Genomic DNA, 17,636 nt, shown 5'->3' with positions numbered 1-17,636 from the left:
AGACCCAGCCGGAACAGACCTAGAATCGAACGTGTGAACGATGGCCGGCCGTCCCGCTTGGAACTAGCGTCAGCAGGAGGGCGGGGTTGGTCACGAGCACAGCATGGCGTACCGCCCGGTCGGGCAGGGCGTCCACGAAGTGATCGAGGCAGGTGCCGTAGGAGTGGATGTCGTGCTCGTGGCTGACCCAGGGCCAGTCGCTGCCCCACACCAGCCGGTCCGGAGCGGTTGCCGCCAGGAGCCGTGTCCACGTGGTCAGTTGATCAGCTGGGGGGCGGTAAGGAGCGGACAGCTTCAGCCAGGTGAGGCCGGTTTCGAGGGCACGCAGTACCGCGTTGGCGCCCGGAGTCTGAATGCCGGCCACCATGCCGAAATGGTCGATGACCAGTTCAGCACCGGTGCGCAGGATCGCGTCGGCCAGGGTGGACAGGTGCTCGTCCTCGATGAGCACCTCCACGTGCATGCCGCAGTCTCGCGCCGTGGCGAACAGCCGTTGGTAGGGGGTGGATGCCGGGTCGGGGAAGGAGGTGCGTTTCGACCAGTTGAGGCGTATCCCCATGATGCCCTTCGCCCTCAGCGTGAGCAGTTCGCTCTCGCCGGTGTCGACCGGGACGGACGCGGTGCCGCGCAGCCGGTCCGGCGCGACGGCGAGGGCGTCGAGGAGGAGGCCGTTGTCGGTGCCGTAGAAGCTCGGCGCCGTCAGCACGCCGTGCGAGAGGCCGTGGGCGTCCAGGAGCGCCAGGTACTCGCCGACGGGGGAATCATGGGCGGGACGGGAGTGGCGGTCGGCGGCCAGGGGCGCGTCGCCGCGCAGCACGTGGGCGTGTGTGTCCACCCCGGTGACCGGGATGAGCGCCGGTGACCTCGGAGGCGTGGGCAGAGCGGTCATGCTGTCAGGTCCTTGCCCCGTGCCTCCGGGATACGCAGGAACAGCGCGCCGCTGACCAGCGCGGTCAGGATCATGTAGGCGGCGAACCAGGAGCTGTGGCCGCTGGTGGTGAGGCGGGCGAGCAGGTAGGGCGCGGTGCCGCCGAAGAGCGCCGAGGAGACATTGTGTGCGATGCCGACCCCGGTGGAGCGGACGCGGGTGGGGAACTGTTCCGCGAGGAAGGCTGCCGAGATGGCGCTGTAGCCGGAGAAGACGGTCAGGCCGAGCAGCATGATCCAGAATAGCGTGACCGCGTTCCCGATCGTGATGCCCGCGACCAGTGGATAGCCGAGCAGCACGAAGCCGGCGGAGTAGCCGATGAGCAGCGGTTTGCGGCCGATGCGGTCTGACAGCCATCCGGTCAGTGGTTGCAGGAACAGGAAGATCAGCAGGGCGCAGGTGCTGGCCCCGAACACGCCGTTGGCCGAGATGCCGGTCTGGTGCGCGTGGCTGGGCAGGTAGGAGGTGATCGTCCAGAAGGTGATTGAGCCGAGCGAGGTCATGCCGATCACCCGCAGGATGGTGAACACGGTGCGGGGCGGCTGCGGTTGGGCGTGGCTGTTTTGGTGGCGCTGCTGGTCGAGGAAGACCTCGGACTCGTGGACCGTACGGCGCAGATACAGCCCCCACAGGGCCGAGGCGGCGCCGACGAGGAACGGGACGCGCCAGCCCCAGGAGGCCATTGTGCTATGGCTCAGGGTGGAGCTGAGTATCCAGCCCAGGACTGAGGCGGCCAACAGACCGCAGGTCAGGCTCACGTAGTGCAGGCTGCTGACCAGGCCCCTTCGGCGCGGCTCGGCGATCTCGCTCAGGAAGATCGGGGAGGCTCCGTAGTCGCCGCCCACCGAGACGCCCTGGACCAGGCGGGCAAAGGTCAGCAGCACTGGGGCCCAGATGCCCACCTGATCGTAGGTCGGCACCACGCCGATCAGGAGGGAGCCGAGCGCCATGAGCACGATGCTCAAGGTGAGTGCCGCCCGCCGGCCGCGCCGGTCGGCGAAGGCTCCGATGAACGCGCCGCCCAGAGGGCGCATCGCGAATCCGACGCCGAAGACGGCGAGCGCGCTCAGCAGCGACGAAGTCCCCGATCCGCCGAATACCTGCTTGCTGAAGAGCACGGCAAACGCCGAGTAGGCGGACCAGTCGAACCTTCCAGAGCATTGCCGATCGTCGCAGCTCCCGCCGTCCTGGCCAGTCCAGTCCGGGACTCAGTGGTTCTGGGCAGTATGGATGAGGCTGGAGAGACCATCTGGATCCTCCTGTATACAGGCTGTTTTTTCATTGTGTTGAGATGATGTACAGTCTGTTTGGAGCCCGTGTCAACACCATCGGAAGAGTCTGCGGAGGGGACAATCGTGGTCACACAGAGCGATCTGGCCTACGAGGAACTGCGGTCGGAAATCGTGCACTGGCACCTTCCGCCCGGGACGCACCTGAATGAAGTCCAGCTCGCGGAGCGGCTCGGCGTGTCGCGGACGCCACTGCGCCAGGCCATCCAGCGACTCGCCAACGAGGGTCTGGTGCGCACCTTTCCCGGACGCGGATCGCAGGTCACCGAGATCGCATTGCAGGACGTCGTCCATCTGTTCCAGATGCGGGAAGCTCTGGAGCCTTACGCGGCCAGGCTGTGCGCCCGCCGGCCGGACCGGGTGCGATTCGGTGGGCTGGTGGCCGACTTCGATGAGCAGCGGGCCCAACTCGATGCGGGGGGCCCGGCCGACGGCGACTACAGCCGCTACTACGCCCTAATCGGCGAATTGGACACAGCGATCGACGACGGCGCGAACAACCCCTACCTGCAGGCGAGTCTCAGCGGACTGCGCGGCCACCTGCAGCGGTTGCGTCAGATCGCCCGGCGACGTCCCTCCCGCATGCTGCAGACCGTCTCGGAGCACCTTGCGATATGCGCGGCGATCCACGACGGCAGCGAGTCCGAGGCCGCGCAGGCCACCGCCGCCCACATCAACAACAGCCTCCGCAACATCCTCGCCGCGATGGTCGAGGACGTCGGCGGCCAAGGCCTAGCCGGACACCTCTCCTCCGGCGGGACCGCCGGGGACGCGGTACGGAGCTAGGCGGCGCCTGCCAGTCACATGCTGCCCGGCGTGGCCAACGCGCTCACCGCGCGCACCGCCGAGGACCTCGGCTTCAGCGCCGTCTACGTCACCGGCGTGAGCAACACTTTCTTCGGGCTGCCCGACATCGGTCTGCTCTCCCTCGCGGAGATGGCTGACCACGTCCGGGCGATCGGTGACGCCGTGGAAGTGCCCGTCGTCGTGAACGCCGACACCGACTTCGACAACGCCGTCTCCGTCGGCCGGACCGCCCGGAACGTGTGGGGTGCTGGTCCGGAAACGCAGGAGGGACCATGAGCACGGTCCGAACCACCCGGGAACAGGTCCGCGAGGAGCTGACTCGGAAGATCAAGGAGGAGGCGCGGCGGCGGCTGGCTGTTGAGGGTGCACAGCGCTTGTCGCTGCGCGCGGTGGCCAGAGAGTTGGGGATGGCATCCTCGCCGCTCTACGGCACTTCCCAGCCATGAGGACCTCCTGACGGCATTGATCATTGACGCTGACAACGCCTATGGCACGTTGGGCGAGCAGTTGGAGAAGGCCTTACCCAGACCCGGCGAGGTCGGCCGTCGATGCCCGGTTTCGCGAGCACAAGCACGCCGAGGTGATCGCCAGCATGCCCGGCATCGGCCCCCTTCCGGGCGCCGAGTTCCTCGCCGCGACCGGAGGGGACATGACGGCCTTCGACCGCCCGGACCGCCTCGCCGGCGTCGCCCCGCTCCACGTGACACGGGCAAGATCAGCGGCAACCTGCACCGGCCCAGACGTTACAGCCGACGCCTCCAGCGCGTCTTCTACACCTCCGCATTGATCAGTATCCGCTGCTGCGAGGAGTCCCGCCGCTTCTACGACCGCAAGCGCGCCGAGGGCAAGCGACACACCCAGGCCGTCCTCGCACTCGCCCGCCGACGCGTCAACGTCCCATGGGCAACCGCTACGTGACGGACGGTGCTATGAACCCGTACCCCCGCTACGAAGGCTGCTTGACAAGACGATTAGGAATCGTCGGATGGGCGTCAGGCTGGTGGATCGTGCTGTTGTGACTGCCCTACCTCGCCGTGTCGAGCGTGTTCGCCTTCATACGGCTGCTGCCGATGAGCGCCGCGGACAAGGACATCGAGATCTCGACGCTGCGCCACCAACTGGCTGTCCTACAGAGGCAGATCGACAGGCCGCGTCACCCCAGCGGACCGCGCTTTCCCGGCGGCGCTCCTCCACCGGCTCCCCAGGCCAAAACTTCGGCAGCTGCACTTGATCGTCTCGCCGGAGACGGTTCTGAGGTGGCACCGTGCCCTCATGCGCCGTCGCCACGCTGACGCCTCCCGTCGCAAGCGGTCTGGCAGGCCGCCGACCCGTCGCAGTATGCAAGGCCCCCGTCCTGCGCTTGGCCCGCCAGAACAGCTCCTGGGGGTATCGGCGCATCCACGGCGAACTCGCCATGCTCGGTATCAAGGTGGCACCCTCCACGGTCTGGGAGATCCTCCGAGCGCACACGGCATCGAGCCAGCGCCCGAACGGGACCGTCAGGCCTGGGCCGCGTTCCTGCGCGGCCAAGCCCACGCGATCCTGGCCTGTGACTTCTTCACCGTCACTACCCTTAACGGACCGACCCGTCTTCGCCGTCATCGAGCACGCCAACCGCCGCATCCGCATCCTCGGCGGACCGACCACCCCACCGAGGACTGGGTCACCCAGCTCGCCCGAAACATGGTCATGGATCCTCAGGACGCCAGCGCCAGGGTGAAGTTCCTGATCCGGGACCGGGATGTTCGCTACCCGGCGGCCTTCGACGCTGTTCGGCAGGCCGAGGGTGTCGAGGTCGTGCAGGGCGGTGTCCTGATGCCGCGCATGAACGCGATCATGGAGCAGGGGGCGCCTCCCGGCCGAAGGCTGGGGGCGGGTGCGATCGCGTCGGACCGGGCTCCTCGAGCGCACCCTCATGTGGAACCAGGCCCACCTACTCCACGCGCTACGCGACTACGAGCAGTTCTACAACAAGCACAGGTCCCACCGCACTCTCGCAAGTGCCGCTCCGCTATGTCCCGTGCCCGAACCGATCACCGATCCCGACCGGCTCACTCACCTCGAGGTCTGCCGACGCGACCGCCTCGGCGGCATCCTGCACGAGTACCAGCGAGTGGCCTGACCAGCACGGACGTGTGTTCTTGGCACCTACAGCGCCCACGCGCCGGCCTGAGCGAAGGTCGGCGTGAGCCGACCAGTAGCGAGCCAGTGGCCATGAGGACGATGCTCAAGACCACGGCGGAGCGTCGCCCGCGGCGGTCGGCGAAGGCGCCGATCAGAGCGCGGCCCAGCGGGCGCATGAGAAAGCCGACCCCGAAGACGGCGAGAGCGCTGGGGAGGGCCGAGTCGCCACGCCCACCGAAGATCTGCAGGCTGAAGATGGCTGCGAAGGCGGAGTAGGTCGACCAGTCGAACCACTCCAGAGCGTTGCCGATGGTTGCCGCGCCGACGGCGCGGGCCAGGGCTTTCCAGGAGAAGTGGGAGGTCGGAGGCAGCGTCGATGCCGAGGCGACCAGTTCTGTATACAGCCTGTTTTTTCTATGGGTACCTGCGGTGTACAGTAGGCATCGATGACAGTCAATACCTGCGAGTCACTGAAGGGGAATGATCACTCGTGGCACAGAGCACCCGGGCGTACACCGAGCTGCGGTCCCTGATCGTCCGCTGGGACCTGCCGCCCGGCAGCCCGCTCAACGAGGTCCAACTGGCCGAACGCCTGGGAGTCTCACGCACCCCGTTGCGCCAGGCCATCCAGTGCCTCGCCCACGAGGGCCTCGTGCGGCTCACCCCGGGGCGGGGCGCCCAGGTCAGCGAGATCACCCTTCAGGACGTCGTCTCCCTCTTCCAGATGCGAGAAGCCCTGGAGACGCACGCCGCCAGGCTGTGCGCCCGGCGCCCCGACCGGCCCAGGTTCGCCGAGCTGCAAGCGGCTTTCGAGGCTCAGCGGACCCGGTTCGAGGCCGGAGAGCCTGAAAACGGCGACTACGGCTCGTACTACGCACTGATCGCCCAACTGGACGAGGCAATCGATGCCGGCGCCATGAACCCCTACCTTCTGTCGAGTCTGGCCGGACTGCGGGGCCACCTGGAGCGTCTGCGCCAGATCGCCCGCTGGCGCCACGCGCGGATGCTGCAGAGCGCCGCCGAGCACCAGGCCATCTGTGCGGCCATACAGGAGGGCAACGAGTCCCTGGCAGCCCAGGCCGCGGCCGTGCACATCAACAACAGCCTTCGCAACATCCTGGCGGTGTTGGCGGAGGACGTCGGCGCAGTGAAGCCACAGGCCTCCTGACCGCCCGTCACGACGACTGACAAGGAACGATCCCATGAACCGGACCCCTCTGAGAGAACTGATCCACACCGAGGGCGGCCTGGTACTGCCGGGTGTGGCCAACGCACTGACCGCCCGGATCGCCGAGGATCTGGGCTTCCCCGCGGTCTATCTCACAGGAGCCGGCGTCGCCAACACATTCCTCGGGCTGCCCGACATGGGCCTGTTGTCCCTGTCGGAGATGGCGGACCATGTCCGGGCCGTCACCGACGCCGTGGAGGTCCCTGTGATCGTCGACGCGGACACCGGTTTCGGCAACGCCGTCTCCGTGGCCCGTACCGTGCAGGTGCTGGAGAAGGCGGGAGCCGCCGGAATCCAACTGGAGGACCAGGTCGCGCCGAAGCGGTGCGGACACTTCGACGGCCAGGAGGTCATCTCCCTCACCGAGATGCAGCAGAAGATCCACGCCGCCGTCGAGCACCGCAGCAGCGAAGAGACCTGCATCATCGCCCGCACCGACGCCCGCGCCCAGCACGGCCTTTCCGAAGCGCTCAAGCGCGCTGCCGGGTACGCCGAGGCCGGAGCGGACATCTTGTTCATTGAGGGACTGCACTCCCAAGAGGAGCTGGCCCAGGCCGGCGAGGCCGTCCCTGACGTGCCGAAGGTGGCCAATCTCGTGGAGGGGGGCAAGACCCCTCTGCTTCCCAAGGACGACCTGGTGGCCATGGGCTACTCGATCATCCTGTTCGCCAACGCCGCCATGCAGGGCGCCATTCGCGGAAGCCAGAAAGTCTTGCGCGCCCTGCGCGACACAGGCTCCCTCGACTCGGTCATCACCGAGCTCACCCCGTGGGAGGAACGTCAACGCCTCGTGCGCAAGCCGCACTTCGACCAGCTCGAGCTGCGTTACAGCACCGAGACCGCCTGACACGGCCAACCGCAAGTACATCAGGCCAGACCTGTCAGGACCAGGACGATCACCGTGGTTACCGTACCCGTCAAGAGCTGGAGAGCACTGCATTGGGCGCCAACCAAGACGTCTTCCACACCGCCGACAAGCTCGCCAGGGTCGCAGTGGCCGAACTGGCCGACGTCGTCACCGTCGAGGTATCGGAGCTGATGCTGCGCGGCGAAGCGATTCCGCCCGGTCCCTTCTGCAAGAGCGCACCGCTTCGACGTGCCGCCTTCCAGTCCGCACCGGGAGCCACGCTCAGGCCCGCCTACGCCGTCGGTGAGATGGCCCGGATCCCGGCAGCGACCCCCTATCGGAAGAGCCTCACCGACCTGCGCCCACGCCTCATCCGTGACCTGCAACGGGACGGCCGGTGGCTCGCTCGTGAGTCCGCTCTTGCACGGGCCGTTCGGACGGCACAGGCACACTCCCTCATAGTGATCCCCCTGGTCGCCCGGGGCGTCGTCCTTGGCCTGGTCGACCTGTATCGGCGGGCCGATTCCGCTCCGTTCGACATCGGCGACCTCGAGGCGGCCATCACGTTCGCGGACCGCGCTGCGCAGTGTCTGGACATCGTCCGTAACCGCATTCAAGAGCGCGCCCACGCGCGGCTCCTTCAACGCGCCCTCCTTCCCGAAGTCCTTCCTCCCCTCAGCGCGCTCGATGCTGCCGAAGGGCACGTCCCGGCGGATGGCTCAGGCGGCGAGTGGTTCGACGTCATCCCCCTGTCCGGCGCGCGGGCGGCCCTGGTGGTGGGAGCAGCAGAGGGACAGGGCGTCGGCACTGCGCTCGGCATGAGCCAGTTGAGGGCGATGATTGTCGCGCTCGCCGTACAGGATCTGGAGCCGGACGAGATTCTCGCGCGTCTGGACGAGGTGGCAACCCGCCGGGCGCGGGAACACACAGGTGCCGGCCGACACCCGTTCGACCTGAAGTACGGCGGATCCCGCTGCCTGTGCGTGGTCTACGACCCCGTCACCGGGCGCTGCACCTCGTCCGCGGCAGGCGGTTCGCGGCTGGTGATCCTCTCCCCGGACGGCATCGTCAGCGTGCCTGGCCTGGCCTGTCACCCGCCCCTGGGCGCCGATGACCATCGTTTCGAGAGCACCGAGGTCGACGTACCTCCGGGTGCCGTCCTGCTCCTGGACAGCGGCGGCACGGACGAATCGCGCCCCGACACGCACGCGACCGCGGAGCGCCTTCACGAGGTGGTGAGCCGATCCGGACTCGATGCGCGGTGGATCCTCGAATGTGTCCGTGGCGTCGTGGGCCCGGGCCACGAACCGGCCCTGCTCACCGCCCGCACCCGGGTGCTGGACGACAAGAACGTCGCACAACTGGCCTTCCCGCACGACGCCTCCGCGGTCGCCGCTGCCCGTACCTGGACGAGCCGACAGTTGGCGGCATGGAAGCTCGACGAACTCGCCTTCACCACAACCTTGGTCGTCAGCGAATTGGTCACCAACGCCATCCGCTACTCCACCGGGCCGATAGAACTGCGCCTGATCAATGACGATCACACACTCATCTGCGAAGTTTCCGACACCAGCAGTGCCACACCCCATCTGCGGAAGACGGGCCCGAGCGATGAAGGCGGCCGCGGACTGTCCATCGTCACCGAACTCACCCGGCACCACGGCACACGCCACACCGCTCACGGCAAGACCGTCTGGACCGAGCAGCCCCACTCGGAATGAGTCCGCATACCCGGGCCTTCGACCACTCGGTGAATGTCCACCGACACGGTCCAGTCGATGTCGTCGTCGGCGTCCGCCGCTGCCAGGACGGCCGCGAGGATCGTCGCCCGGTCAGCCGCGCGAGGTGGTTTCCCTGACCCAGGGCAGTGCGAACCGCTCCAGCAACACCAGAGCGAAGTAGAGCAGGATGCTCATCAGCCCGATCAGCATGATCGCGGCCCAGGCGGTGGCGGTGTCGCCGACCCCGCCTGCCTGAACGATCAGATAGCCCAGCCCGCTCTCACCGGCCTGGAACTCGCCGATGACCGCACCGATCGCGGCCAGCGGCATGGCCACTTTCAGCCCGACGAAGATCTGCGGCAGCGCGGCGGGCAACCGCACCTTCCGGAACGCCTGCCAGCGGGAGGCGTCCAGCGAGCGCGCCAACTCGGCCAGGTCCGCGGGGGTCGATGTGAGGCCGGTCGCGGTGGACAGCACGATCGGGAAGAAGCAGAGCAGGAAGACCATGGTCAGGACCGGCTTCTGCCCCCAGCCGAGCGCCCCCACCAGCAGCGGCCCGAGGGCGATCTTCGGAACCGCGTTGACGGCGACCAGCAGCGGCGTGAACATTCGCTCCAGGACCCGCGAGCCCGCCAGTGACAGACCGATCAGAACTCCGCAGGCGCTGGAGAGAACGAACCCGACGACCGTCTCCACCGTGGTGTCGCCGGTGTGCTCCAGGAACCGGCCCGGGGCCGCGGTGAACGCTGAGAGCACGGCACCCGGCGGAGGCAGCACCGCCGGGTGGATCACCTCCAGCGCCGACGTGAGCAGCCACCACACACCGAGCGCGACCAGCAGCCCGGCCAACGGCAGCAGCACGACACCGATGCCGGTTCCGCGCTGCGGTCCCGGTCCCGGTCCCGGTCCGACTCGCGGCACCGGCTCCGGGCCCGCCGCCGGGGCCTGCTGCGGCTTTGAGAAGTCGGTCATCCCATCCGTCTCCCGGCGCGGCGCGATCAGCCCTTCGGCACGAGGTCGAAGTCGATGATCTGATCAGGGGTCATTCCCTTGGGCAGCGCGCCCGCATCCTCCAGGATCGAGATGCTCCTCGCGACCCGCGCGGAGTCGAGCGTCCCGATCGTCGCGCCGGAACCGTCCGGCCTGACGTACTCGGCCATCAACTCCAACTCCGCGGCCGCGGCGGCCGGATTCGTGACGTCCACGTTCCGCTTCAGGATCTCGGAGGCCTCCTTCGTGTGGGCGAGGCTGTACTCCAAGCCCTTGAGCAGCGCATTGCTGAACCGCTTCACCATCTCAGGATCCTGCTCGGCGATCTTCGTGGAGGTGATCAGCACGTTCCCGTAGAGATCGGGTATCACGTCGCTGTACGGCAGCAGGACGGCCTTCTTCTTGGTCACCGTCTCGATGGTCGGCTTACCCACCACGAACTGCCCGATGCCGTCCACCGAACCGCTGGCGAGCGTGCCCATGAGCGTCTGTGCCTCACCATTGACCCAGGTCACCTTGGAGGCGTCCACTCCGGCCAGTCGGGCGTACGTCGGGAAGAGGTTGCGCACGACGGAGCCGGGTGTGTCGGCGAGCCGTTTGCCCGCGAGGTCCTTCGGTGCGGCGATGCCGCTGCCCTCGGTGGTGGCGATCGCGGCCATGGTGTGCTGCTGGATGGCGGCCACCGCGACGAAGTCCTTCGCCTGGCCGCCGCCCATGTGCAGCAGACCGCCTGTCAGGTCGATGGGGCCGAACTGCGCCTGGCCACTCACCACGGCCGGGATGACGCCGCCGGTGCCCTGGCCCGGCTTGATCTCCACGTCGAAGCCGGCCTCTTCGAAGTACCCCTTGTCCTTCGCGACCCAGGCGTACGCGTCCCGGCCGAAGTTACCGAACGAGGTCAGATAGGTGACCTTCTTCAGTGCCTTGCCGTCGCCACCGGCACCTGCGTCGGAATCCGAGCCGCCACACCCCGAGACCAGTGCCAGCGCTGTGGCCAGGGCCATCGCCGCGACCGTACGGGCGAACCTGTTCATGCGCACAGTGTTGTCCTTTCCGACCGCCGACTGTGCCGAGGGCATGACACTTGGTGCGGGCAACAGCGTACGATGGCCCGGCAGTTGTGGGCCAGGTGTGCGGCAGTGGGGCTTCAGAGACCGGCCGACAGGTACCGCTCAGCGGCCCGCTCCGGGTAGCCTGACCGGGCGTCACGAACCGGCCGGCACGACGATCGCCAGTTGATGGGGAGACCGCCGGATGATCAGACTCACCGGTGTGTCCCGGAGCTTCACCAGCCGGTCCGGTTCGACGGTGGCGCTCCAGGACATCGGCCTTCACATCGCCGAGGGCGAGTTCGTGGCGGTGGTGGGCCGGTCCGGGTGCGGCAAGTCCACCCTGCTCCGGCTGATCGCCGGGCTGCTGCGAGTCACCGAGGGCGAGATCACCATCGGCGGCGAACAGGTCAACGGAGCCCGGCGGGATGTCGCCATGCTGTTCCAGCGGCCGGCCCTGCTGCCCTGGCGGTCCGTCCTCGACAACGTCCTACTGCCCGTGGAGATCTTCCGCTGGCGCAAGTCGGAGCACCGCGACCGGGCGTACCGGCTGCTGGAGACGGCCGGACTGAGCGGCTTCGAGAAGCACCGGCCGCACGAGCTCTCCGGCGGGATGCAGCAGCGTGTCGCACTGTGCCGGTCGCTGATGGGCGAGCCCCGGGTGCTGCTCATGGACGAGCCGTTCTCCGCACTCGACGCGCTGACCCGCGCTGACCTCGCGGTGGAGCTGCAACGCATCCACATCGAGAACGCGTCCACCGTCGTCTTCGTCACCCACTCGATAGACGAGGCCGTGCTGCTCGCCGACCGGGTGGTCGTGCTCAGCCCGCGCCCGGGCCGTATCCGCAAGACCGTCGACATCGCCATTCCCCGGCCGAGGACGCTGGGCCGAACGGCGCACCTGGACGAAGTGGCCCGGTGCACCGCCGATCTACACGAACTGCTGATGGAACGGGACATATCCACGTCGGTCGAAACGGAGGGATGATGACCGCGCGGGTCTGCGTCTTCACCGAGCCGCACCGCGGCGCCGACTACGAGGATCAGCTGCGCTTCGCGCAGCTCGTCGAAGCCTGCGGGTTCGAGGGGTTCTTCCGGGCCGATCACTACCAGGCGATGGGCGCCGATCCCGGGCTGCCCGGCCCCACCGACGCCTGGCTCACGCTGGGCGCGCTCGCCCGCGAGACCTCCCGGATCCGGCTGGGCACCCTGGTCACCTCGGCCACCTTCCGGCTGCCGGGCCCGCTGGCCGTGACGGTGGCGCAGGTGGACCGGATGAGCGGGGGACGGGTCGAGCTGGGCCTCGGCGCCGGTTGGTACGAACGGGAGCACACCTCGTACGGCATCCCGTTCCTGCCCGCCCAGGAGCGCTTCGACCGGCTGGAGGAGCAGCTGGCCGTGATCACCGGCCTGTGGCGCACACCCGTCGGCGAACACTTCAGCTACCACGGTGACCACTACCAACTGCTTGACGCGCCCGCCCTGCCGAAGCCCGTCCAGGTGCCGGCGCCGCCGATCATCGTCGGGGGCCGAGGGTTCAAGCGCACCCCGCAACTTGCCGCTCGGTATGCCGACGAGTTCAACATGCCCTTCAAGTCGGTGGCGGAGACTGCCCGGGCGTACCTACGAGTCGCCGAGGCATGCGAACGGACCGGCCGGGCCGCCGCCGCTCGGCCACCGCTGGTGCTCTCGACCGGTGTCGTGGTCGCGATCGGCCGCACCGACGCGGAGGCGCGACGGCGTGCCGCGCCCCTGCACGTCAAGAGCGCGCTGCCGCCGGAGGACCCGGTGATCGGCTCCCCGGCCCAACTCGTGGACCGGCTCGGCGAGTTCGCCGCCATCGGAGCAGTCCGTTTCCATCTCCGGCTGATCGACTTCACCGACCTCGACCACCTGGAACTCATCGCAGACGAGGTGCTTCCGCAGCTGTAACCCTTCTGTAAGTTCGACGCCTCCGCAACAGAGTGGCGGAATCGTCGCGTGATCTCCGTTTCCGGTCTCTGAGCCCACTTGGTCTGGTGGACGCTGCAGGGCCGCCCCCCCCGCCACTGACGCGACCTTGGACCCTGGCAGGCTGCAACCCCCTGGGTGTTGCAGCCGTGTACGCAGGTCGGACAGGTGGGACACCGGCGAGTCTCGCTGTCACACCCATTTGTGCAGGTCAGCGCTCTAACCGGACAGTCGGACACGTGGGACACTCCCTACGGCGCCGTGCGCCGACATTTCGCCTCTGACCTACGCGGGAACCGTGCGGGGCACTCTCGGAGCCAGGAGACTTTCCTCCACTATCTCGCCCAGGATGAAGTTCCCCGTGGGGCTGGACAGCCTGATACTGGGACGGTCGGTCCCGGAGGAAGCAGTTCCAGGTAGTGACGTGGCGACGCCGAACTGGCCATCGTCGCTATGGAGTCATATCCGCCGAACGAAGATACGCCCAAGGACGAAAGCCAGACTACTGACGTTAGCAATCTGGCTCTCACCTGTTCGGCTGAGAATTTGGACTCGCGACCTTTTCGTCCCGAACGCGATCAGGCGCCTGTGTGACCTTGATTCGTGGTCGCTGATCTCCTCGTTCGGCTCCAGTTTCGTCCCTCGTTTGGCCCCCCGTTTAGCCCCCGGCCACGGGGCTTCTCCGGCGCAGGTGGCTGGCCAGCACCCGCCAGAGCTTGTCCCGCTTGGTCGCCGTGGACACTGCGGCCTTTTCCTGGCAGCACGCGTCTGCACCGGCCTCCTCGTCGGCGAGTGTGGCCCGGCGGGAGAACGCGTCGCGTAGCGCGGCTGAAATGCGCCGGATTCTGCCAGATGTCGGTGCGCCCGTTTCTAGTTCGCGGGTGGCTGGGTGACGACGATCCGCCAGATCACCGAATCGGCTGCTGAGAACTTCCACGCCAGTTGGTGCATATGGGTGTGCGGTATCTCGGCGGTGAACACGCCGCTTCCGTCACCGCACTGGGACCCGGCGAGGGGCTTTCCGGTGGCGATGATGTTGAACTGGGAGGGGCCGGCGCATGTCCACTTCACCGTGATGGATGAGGCTTTCCCCGCCGACGCGGGAAGCGTGACACCGCCCGCTCCGTGTCCCGACCCCGTGTACAGCGTCTTCGAGCCGACAGGGATCGGAGACTGGACGGGATTGGGAAGGCGGTCCGGGCTCGTCGGGGTCTGGACCGGAGAGGGGGTCGCGCCGGTCCCCGTCGCATTCCCCGGAGGCGGGGTCGCCCCGTGGGTGGCAGTCGCCCGGGAATGAGCGCCACCGGAACAGGCCGACACAAGCACCAGGGCCGACAGAACGGCGGCCAGCAGGGAAGGCTTCATCAGATCGTCCTCAGCTCACGAGTGGGCGATGTAGGGCGCAAGTGCCGGGAGTCTGGCGGTCCCGTGGTTCGAGACGATCCACGTGCAGCCACCATTGTAGGAACCGCGCTCCCAGCTGAAGGAGTATCCCTTCGAGCCAAGGGCGAGCCACCCGTCCTTCTGGCTCGCCGGCACTTTCCAACTCCCGCCAAGGGAGACGGTGGTGGTCTTAGCGTAGGAGACCGAGGGGCTGATGGTCTCCTCGGCGGAAGCGACGATGATTGACTCGCTCAGCTTGAACGCGTACGTGATGGTGCCGGTCCAGGTGTGGCCCTTGGCCACCGAGACCGAGAGCGTGACGCCGGACTGTCCGTAGACGGTCTTGCTCTTGTCACCAACGAAAGTGCTCTTGACCTTGGTGATGGAGATGGTCGGGTCGGGCGGGCATCCGTCCGGGTGCACCGGACCGCTGGCAACCGCGTCGGCGTCGTCCGGTGCCTGAGGAATCGGGTTCCCGTCCTGGTCGGCATTGACCTGCGTCGGGACGTCTTCCGCAAAAGCAGTGCCAACGCCCCCGGCCCCCAGAGCGAGAAAAGCGGTCAGCGCAGTGGCTGTGCATGCGCGAGTTATGGCGTTCATGGTTCCCTCCGTTTCGCTCCCTCCCCCGGGAGCGGCATGGACAGAACAATCACGGGCTGCCTGGGTGATCGTCAAGGGAACTCGATCAAGTCTGAGCGAGACTTGAGCATGGCGAGTGGATATGAACCACTGGTTACGCCTTGCCCCTGTCGGCAAGTAAGCGGAATACCTGGCTCCGTCAGCATGAATCGATCGCGCAAGCGCGAAAACGTTTGCCTTTCAATAACCTGACAGGCTGGCTTCCTGTTCCCCGTCATTCCTCGTGGTTCCCCGCACGACCGGGCACGGTTCTGGCACGTCTGTCACGCCAGCGACAGTCCTGTAATCCGGCCGGCGGCCTGGCGGGGAAGGCCGGGGCGGAGGGTCTGCCCGCTCGACCCACGCGTTTGAGGTTGCTCCCGTCTCGGGCGGGGAACGGAGGGGCAAACAGTGGGCATCGGGGGGTGTGGTGGAGATTGCGGCGTTGGTGGTGTCGGCGATGGCGCTGGGTGTGTCCGGACTCGTCTCCGTGAGGCAGTTGAGCCTGACGGAACACACGAACACGCTGCCCGTTCTGGTAGATCTCTTTCGTGAGCATCGCAGCATGCGCCTGGCCCTGGCCCGGGAGGTCGTGTTCGAGCAACTGCCCGCATGGGACCTGTCCACCGGAATGGAGGGGCTGCCGGAGGCCGAGCGGAACCTGATACGTGAATTGGCTTTGTTCTACGACAACCTGGGCGCTCTGGTCACACATGGTGTGGTCGACATAGGACCCGTTTCCGGCTACCTGGGCGGCTCGGTGATCTCGGTGTGGGAACGAATGGAGCCGCTGGTGCGGGCAGAGCGAGCCAAGCGGGCGCAAAACGCTCTTCCGGATCCGAATCGCTGGAGCCTTTCAGGGCATGCCCTGTGCAACGTAGTACCGAGTACATGGAGACCAGAACAGGGGCGGATGCGTGCCGTCGGGCGCTTCCGCCCCTGTTCTCATCCGAGAGGCTCCCCTTCCTTGTCTTCGGCTCTCTACCGAGTGTGTGAATCCCTTTCTGACGCGCCGAGCGCGTTGTCGCGGGCGCGGGCGATCATGCGTGACCTGGCCGACTGGAACGGTTTCCCTTGGCCCCAACTGGAGCTGGTCACCACGGCCGAGCAGTATGTGCACGCAGTTCGCACGTTCGGCGCCGCGCGGGTCGCCGGGGAACGGGCTCTGCCTGGCGTCGGACCCTTTCTGGACGAACTGCGGCATCGCGGTGTCGCGTTCGACCGAAAGGAGCTGAGCAGCCGGTTCGCTTGGGACCTGCGGCTCCGCCCGGACCTAGCCGACCTGTGGCCGTTGCCCGAGGGTCTGGTCTTTACCCTCGCCAAGACTCCGCCCTTCGGCGGCCCGGACAGTGAGCCTGAGGATGACTGCACCGAGGAGGAACTGGACCGGATGGTCTCCGTACTTGGGCCACTGACCATGAACGTCAGCTGGAATTGCCGCTGGCGAGGCCTGCCCGAATTCAAGGACTGCGGTGTCCAGCTCTGTCTGAACAGTGTCTGGGCCGAGCAGTATGCCGAGCCGGCCCCTGGTGAGTTCGGGGTCTGGGTCTCCCTCGGCTCCCGTGTCGCCTGGACCCCGGCCGGCGAGGCATGGCTGCGTGACTCGGGACTGACGCTGGGCGAAGCCCAGACGGGCTGGTAACGCGCCGGAGCCGCCGCCCCGTACCCGAGCGACACCAACTGCGGTAGGGCGTGGTTGCCGCTCATCAAAGGCTGAGCAGCCTTTCCAAACTGACCTGCACATTGCTCAGTTTGGAGAGCGGGTCCTGTCGGAAGCCGCTGCTGGTGGTGCAGGCTTTTGAAGCTTCCCGCTGGGACTGGGCAATCCGCCGGAGATCAAGCACTGGGTCCGCAGCTATCAGAAGGTCCGCAGGGGCGGCACCAGTTCGATCCGAGGGTTCCATCTGCGGGTCTACAACGAAAGCAGCACCAAACTGGGCGACTTCGACCTCGGCAACGACGCCGACGAGGGCCCCCGCGTCGCCTGGACGCCTGAGGGCCAGACCTTGGTGGGCGACTCCGGACTCCCACTGGGCGGACCCCAGACGGGCTGGTGACCCGGACGCCCGGATCCTCCGGCCGCCGCTGGGTCGTCGAACTTCACCGACTGCGAGTCCACGACCGCCGCACTCGGCTCCTGGTCAGTTGGCTGGTGGCGAGGCATAGCAGAAGGGCCTCTTGGTAGCTCGCGGTTATCGAGTCCAGCGAGAAGCAAGAGGCCCTGTTGTCGAAGTGTTGCGTGGTCGCGGTTGGCGGGTCCAGTCCGTCCACCCCTGAGTGTGACTGTCTCGCCCACAGGTTCGGGCGGGGTCTTTGGGCACCTCATGCTGGGTGCCCCCGGCAGGATTCGAATCTGCACACACGGCTCCACTGGCCCATATGGTGTCAGCGGAGCATCGGTGGATCGAGCTCCCCGACGGTCGGGTCACCGTCTACGGCGTGTGTCCGCCAGATCCCTTTCAACGGTGCCGTATCGAGCACTGGCTGGCCTGCTCGGCACAACGGTTACCGGACCTTTGGCCGTGGTTGACGATGCTGCGAGGGGAGAACGGGCGGCACGTGGAGCGGCAGTTGCAGGTGGACCCGGAACCGCCAGAGTCTCCGGAGGAACGGCCAGATGCGGGGTAACGGTCACTTGGGGCGGACGTGCAGCTGGCGGGCATCGACTTCCAGGTGCCCACCAGCCTCTCGTCGTGTGACCA

At 67.3% G+C, this 17,636-nt stretch carries 14 protein-coding genes and 4 pseudogenes; 12 read left to right on the top strand and 6 right to left on the bottom strand.

The window, feature by feature from the left end:
- Positions 1–19: 19 nt before the first annotated feature.
- Positions 20–889 carry an amidohydrolase family protein gene (locus tag ABZ396_RS00615; RefSeq protein ID WP_358922447.1) on the bottom strand — a complete coding sequence of 290 codons (870 nt, stop codon included), beginning with the start codon at positions 887–889 and terminating at the stop codon, positions 20–22.
- A pseudogene (locus ABZ396_RS00610) lies at positions 886–2,064 on the bottom strand (MFS transporter); the annotation flags it as partial. The gene ABZ396_RS00615 and the pseudogene ABZ396_RS00610, both read right to left, overlap by 4 nt.
- 219 nt (positions 2,065–2,283) lie before the next feature.
- On the opposite strand from ABZ396_RS00610, the gene ABZ396_RS00605 reads away from it, so the two are divergent.
- The 8 genes and pseudogenes from ABZ396_RS00605 to ABZ396_RS00570 all read left to right on the top strand — a co-directional run bounded on the left by ABZ396_RS00605 (position 2,284) and on the right by ABZ396_RS00570 (position 8,944).
- Complete coding sequence (locus ABZ396_RS00605; RefSeq protein ID WP_358922445.1) at positions 2,284–3,003, top strand: GntR family transcriptional regulator; 720 nt, start codon at positions 2,284–2,286, stop codon at positions 3,001–3,003.
- An 18-nt stretch (positions 3,004–3,021) separates the two neighbouring features.
- Positions 3,022–3,300: an isocitrate lyase/phosphoenolpyruvate mutase family protein gene (locus tag ABZ396_RS00600; RefSeq protein ID WP_358922443.1), complete on the top strand. Its 279-nt coding sequence runs from the start codon at positions 3,022–3,024 to the stop codon at positions 3,298–3,300.
- A pseudogene (locus tag ABZ396_RS00595) lies at positions 3,297–3,528 on the top strand (TetR/AcrR family transcriptional regulator); the annotation flags it as partial. The gene ABZ396_RS00600 and the pseudogene ABZ396_RS00595, both read left to right, overlap by 4 nt.
- A gap of 49 nt (positions 3,529–3,577) precedes the next feature.
- Positions 3,578–3,942 (top strand): annotated as a pseudogene (locus ABZ396_RS00590) (transposase); the annotation flags it as partial.
- Positions 3,943–4,094: 152 nt separating this feature from the next.
- Positions 4,095–5,146, top strand: a pseudogene (locus ABZ396_RS00585) (integrase).
- Between the two features lie 492 nt (positions 5,147–5,638).
- Positions 5,639–6,316 carry a GntR family transcriptional regulator gene (locus ABZ396_RS00580; RefSeq protein ID WP_358922441.1) on the top strand — a complete coding sequence of 226 codons (678 nt, stop codon included), beginning with the start codon at positions 5,639–5,641 and terminating at the stop codon, positions 6,314–6,316.
- A 34-nt stretch (positions 6,317–6,350) separates the two neighbouring features.
- The gene (locus tag ABZ396_RS00575; protein WP_358922439.1) at positions 6,351–7,223 is read left to right on the top strand and encodes an isocitrate lyase/PEP mutase family protein; all 873 of its coding nucleotides are present in this window, start codon (positions 6,351–6,353) and stop codon (positions 7,221–7,223) included.
- A gap of 191 nt (positions 7,224–7,414) precedes the next feature.
- Entirely contained in the window at positions 7,415–8,944 is a 1,530-nt protein-coding gene (locus tag ABZ396_RS00570; protein WP_359183640.1) for a SpoIIE family protein phosphatase, read from the top strand.
- Positions 8,945–9,055: 111 nt separating this feature from the next.
- Here the strand turns inward: ABZ396_RS00570 and ABZ396_RS00565 are convergent, their stop codons facing one another.
- Together ABZ396_RS00565 and ABZ396_RS00560 are read right to left on the bottom strand one after the other, a co-directional pair.
- Positions 9,056–9,916: an ABC transporter permease gene (locus tag ABZ396_RS00565; protein ID WP_358922435.1), complete on the bottom strand. Its 861-nt coding sequence runs from the start codon at positions 9,914–9,916 to the stop codon at positions 9,056–9,058.
- Positions 9,917–9,942: 26 nt separating this feature from the next.
- Positions 9,943–10,968, bottom strand: coding sequence for an ABC transporter substrate-binding protein (locus ABZ396_RS00560; protein WP_358922433.1), 1,026 nt, complete (start codon positions 10,966–10,968; stop codon positions 9,943–9,945).
- A gap of 220 nt (positions 10,969–11,188) precedes the next feature.
- On the opposite strand from ABZ396_RS00560, the gene ABZ396_RS00555 reads away from it, so the two are divergent.
- Together ABZ396_RS00555 and ABZ396_RS00550 are read left to right on the top strand one after the other, a co-directional pair.
- Positions 11,189–11,971 carry an ABC transporter ATP-binding protein gene (locus ABZ396_RS00555; RefSeq protein ID WP_358922431.1) on the top strand — a complete coding sequence of 261 codons (783 nt, stop codon included), beginning with the start codon at positions 11,189–11,191 and terminating at the stop codon, positions 11,969–11,971.
- Entirely contained in the window at positions 11,971–12,915 is a 945-nt protein-coding gene (locus ABZ396_RS00550; RefSeq protein ID WP_358922429.1) for an LLM class F420-dependent oxidoreductase, read from the top strand. Before ABZ396_RS00555 ends, ABZ396_RS00550 begins: the two co-directional genes overlap by 1 nt.
- 888 nt (positions 12,916–13,803) lie before the next feature.
- Here ABZ396_RS00550 and ABZ396_RS00545 read toward each other — a convergent pair.
- Both ABZ396_RS00545 and ABZ396_RS00540 read right to left on the bottom strand, forming a co-directional pair.
- Entirely contained in the window at positions 13,804–14,004 is a 201-nt protein-coding gene (locus ABZ396_RS00545; RefSeq protein WP_358922427.1) for a hypothetical protein, read from the bottom strand.
- Between the two features lie 309 nt (positions 14,005–14,313).
- The gene (locus tag ABZ396_RS00540) at positions 14,314–14,916 is read right to left on the bottom strand and encodes a hypothetical protein (protein ID WP_358922425.1); all 603 of its coding nucleotides are present in this window, start codon (positions 14,914–14,916) and stop codon (positions 14,314–14,316) included.
- A gap of 448 nt (positions 14,917–15,364) precedes the next feature.
- On the opposite strand from ABZ396_RS00540, the gene ABZ396_RS00535 reads away from it, so the two are divergent.
- Complete coding sequence (locus ABZ396_RS00535; protein ID WP_358922423.1) at positions 15,365–16,576, top strand: hypothetical protein; 1,212 nt, start codon at positions 15,365–15,367, stop codon at positions 16,574–16,576.
- 737 nt (positions 16,577–17,313) lie between these two features.
- Complete coding sequence (locus ABZ396_RS00530; protein ID WP_358922421.1) at positions 17,314–17,562, top strand: DUF6083 domain-containing protein; 249 nt, start codon at positions 17,314–17,316, stop codon at positions 17,560–17,562.
- Positions 17,563–17,636: the final 74 nt, after the last annotated feature.

It is taken from the genome of Streptomyces sp. NPDC005866 (assembly GCF_040629895.1).
Classification (GTDB): domain Bacteria; phylum Actinomycetota; class Actinomycetes; order Streptomycetales; family Streptomycetaceae; genus Streptomyces.
This window is presented reverse-complemented; position numbering and strand designations above follow the sequence as displayed.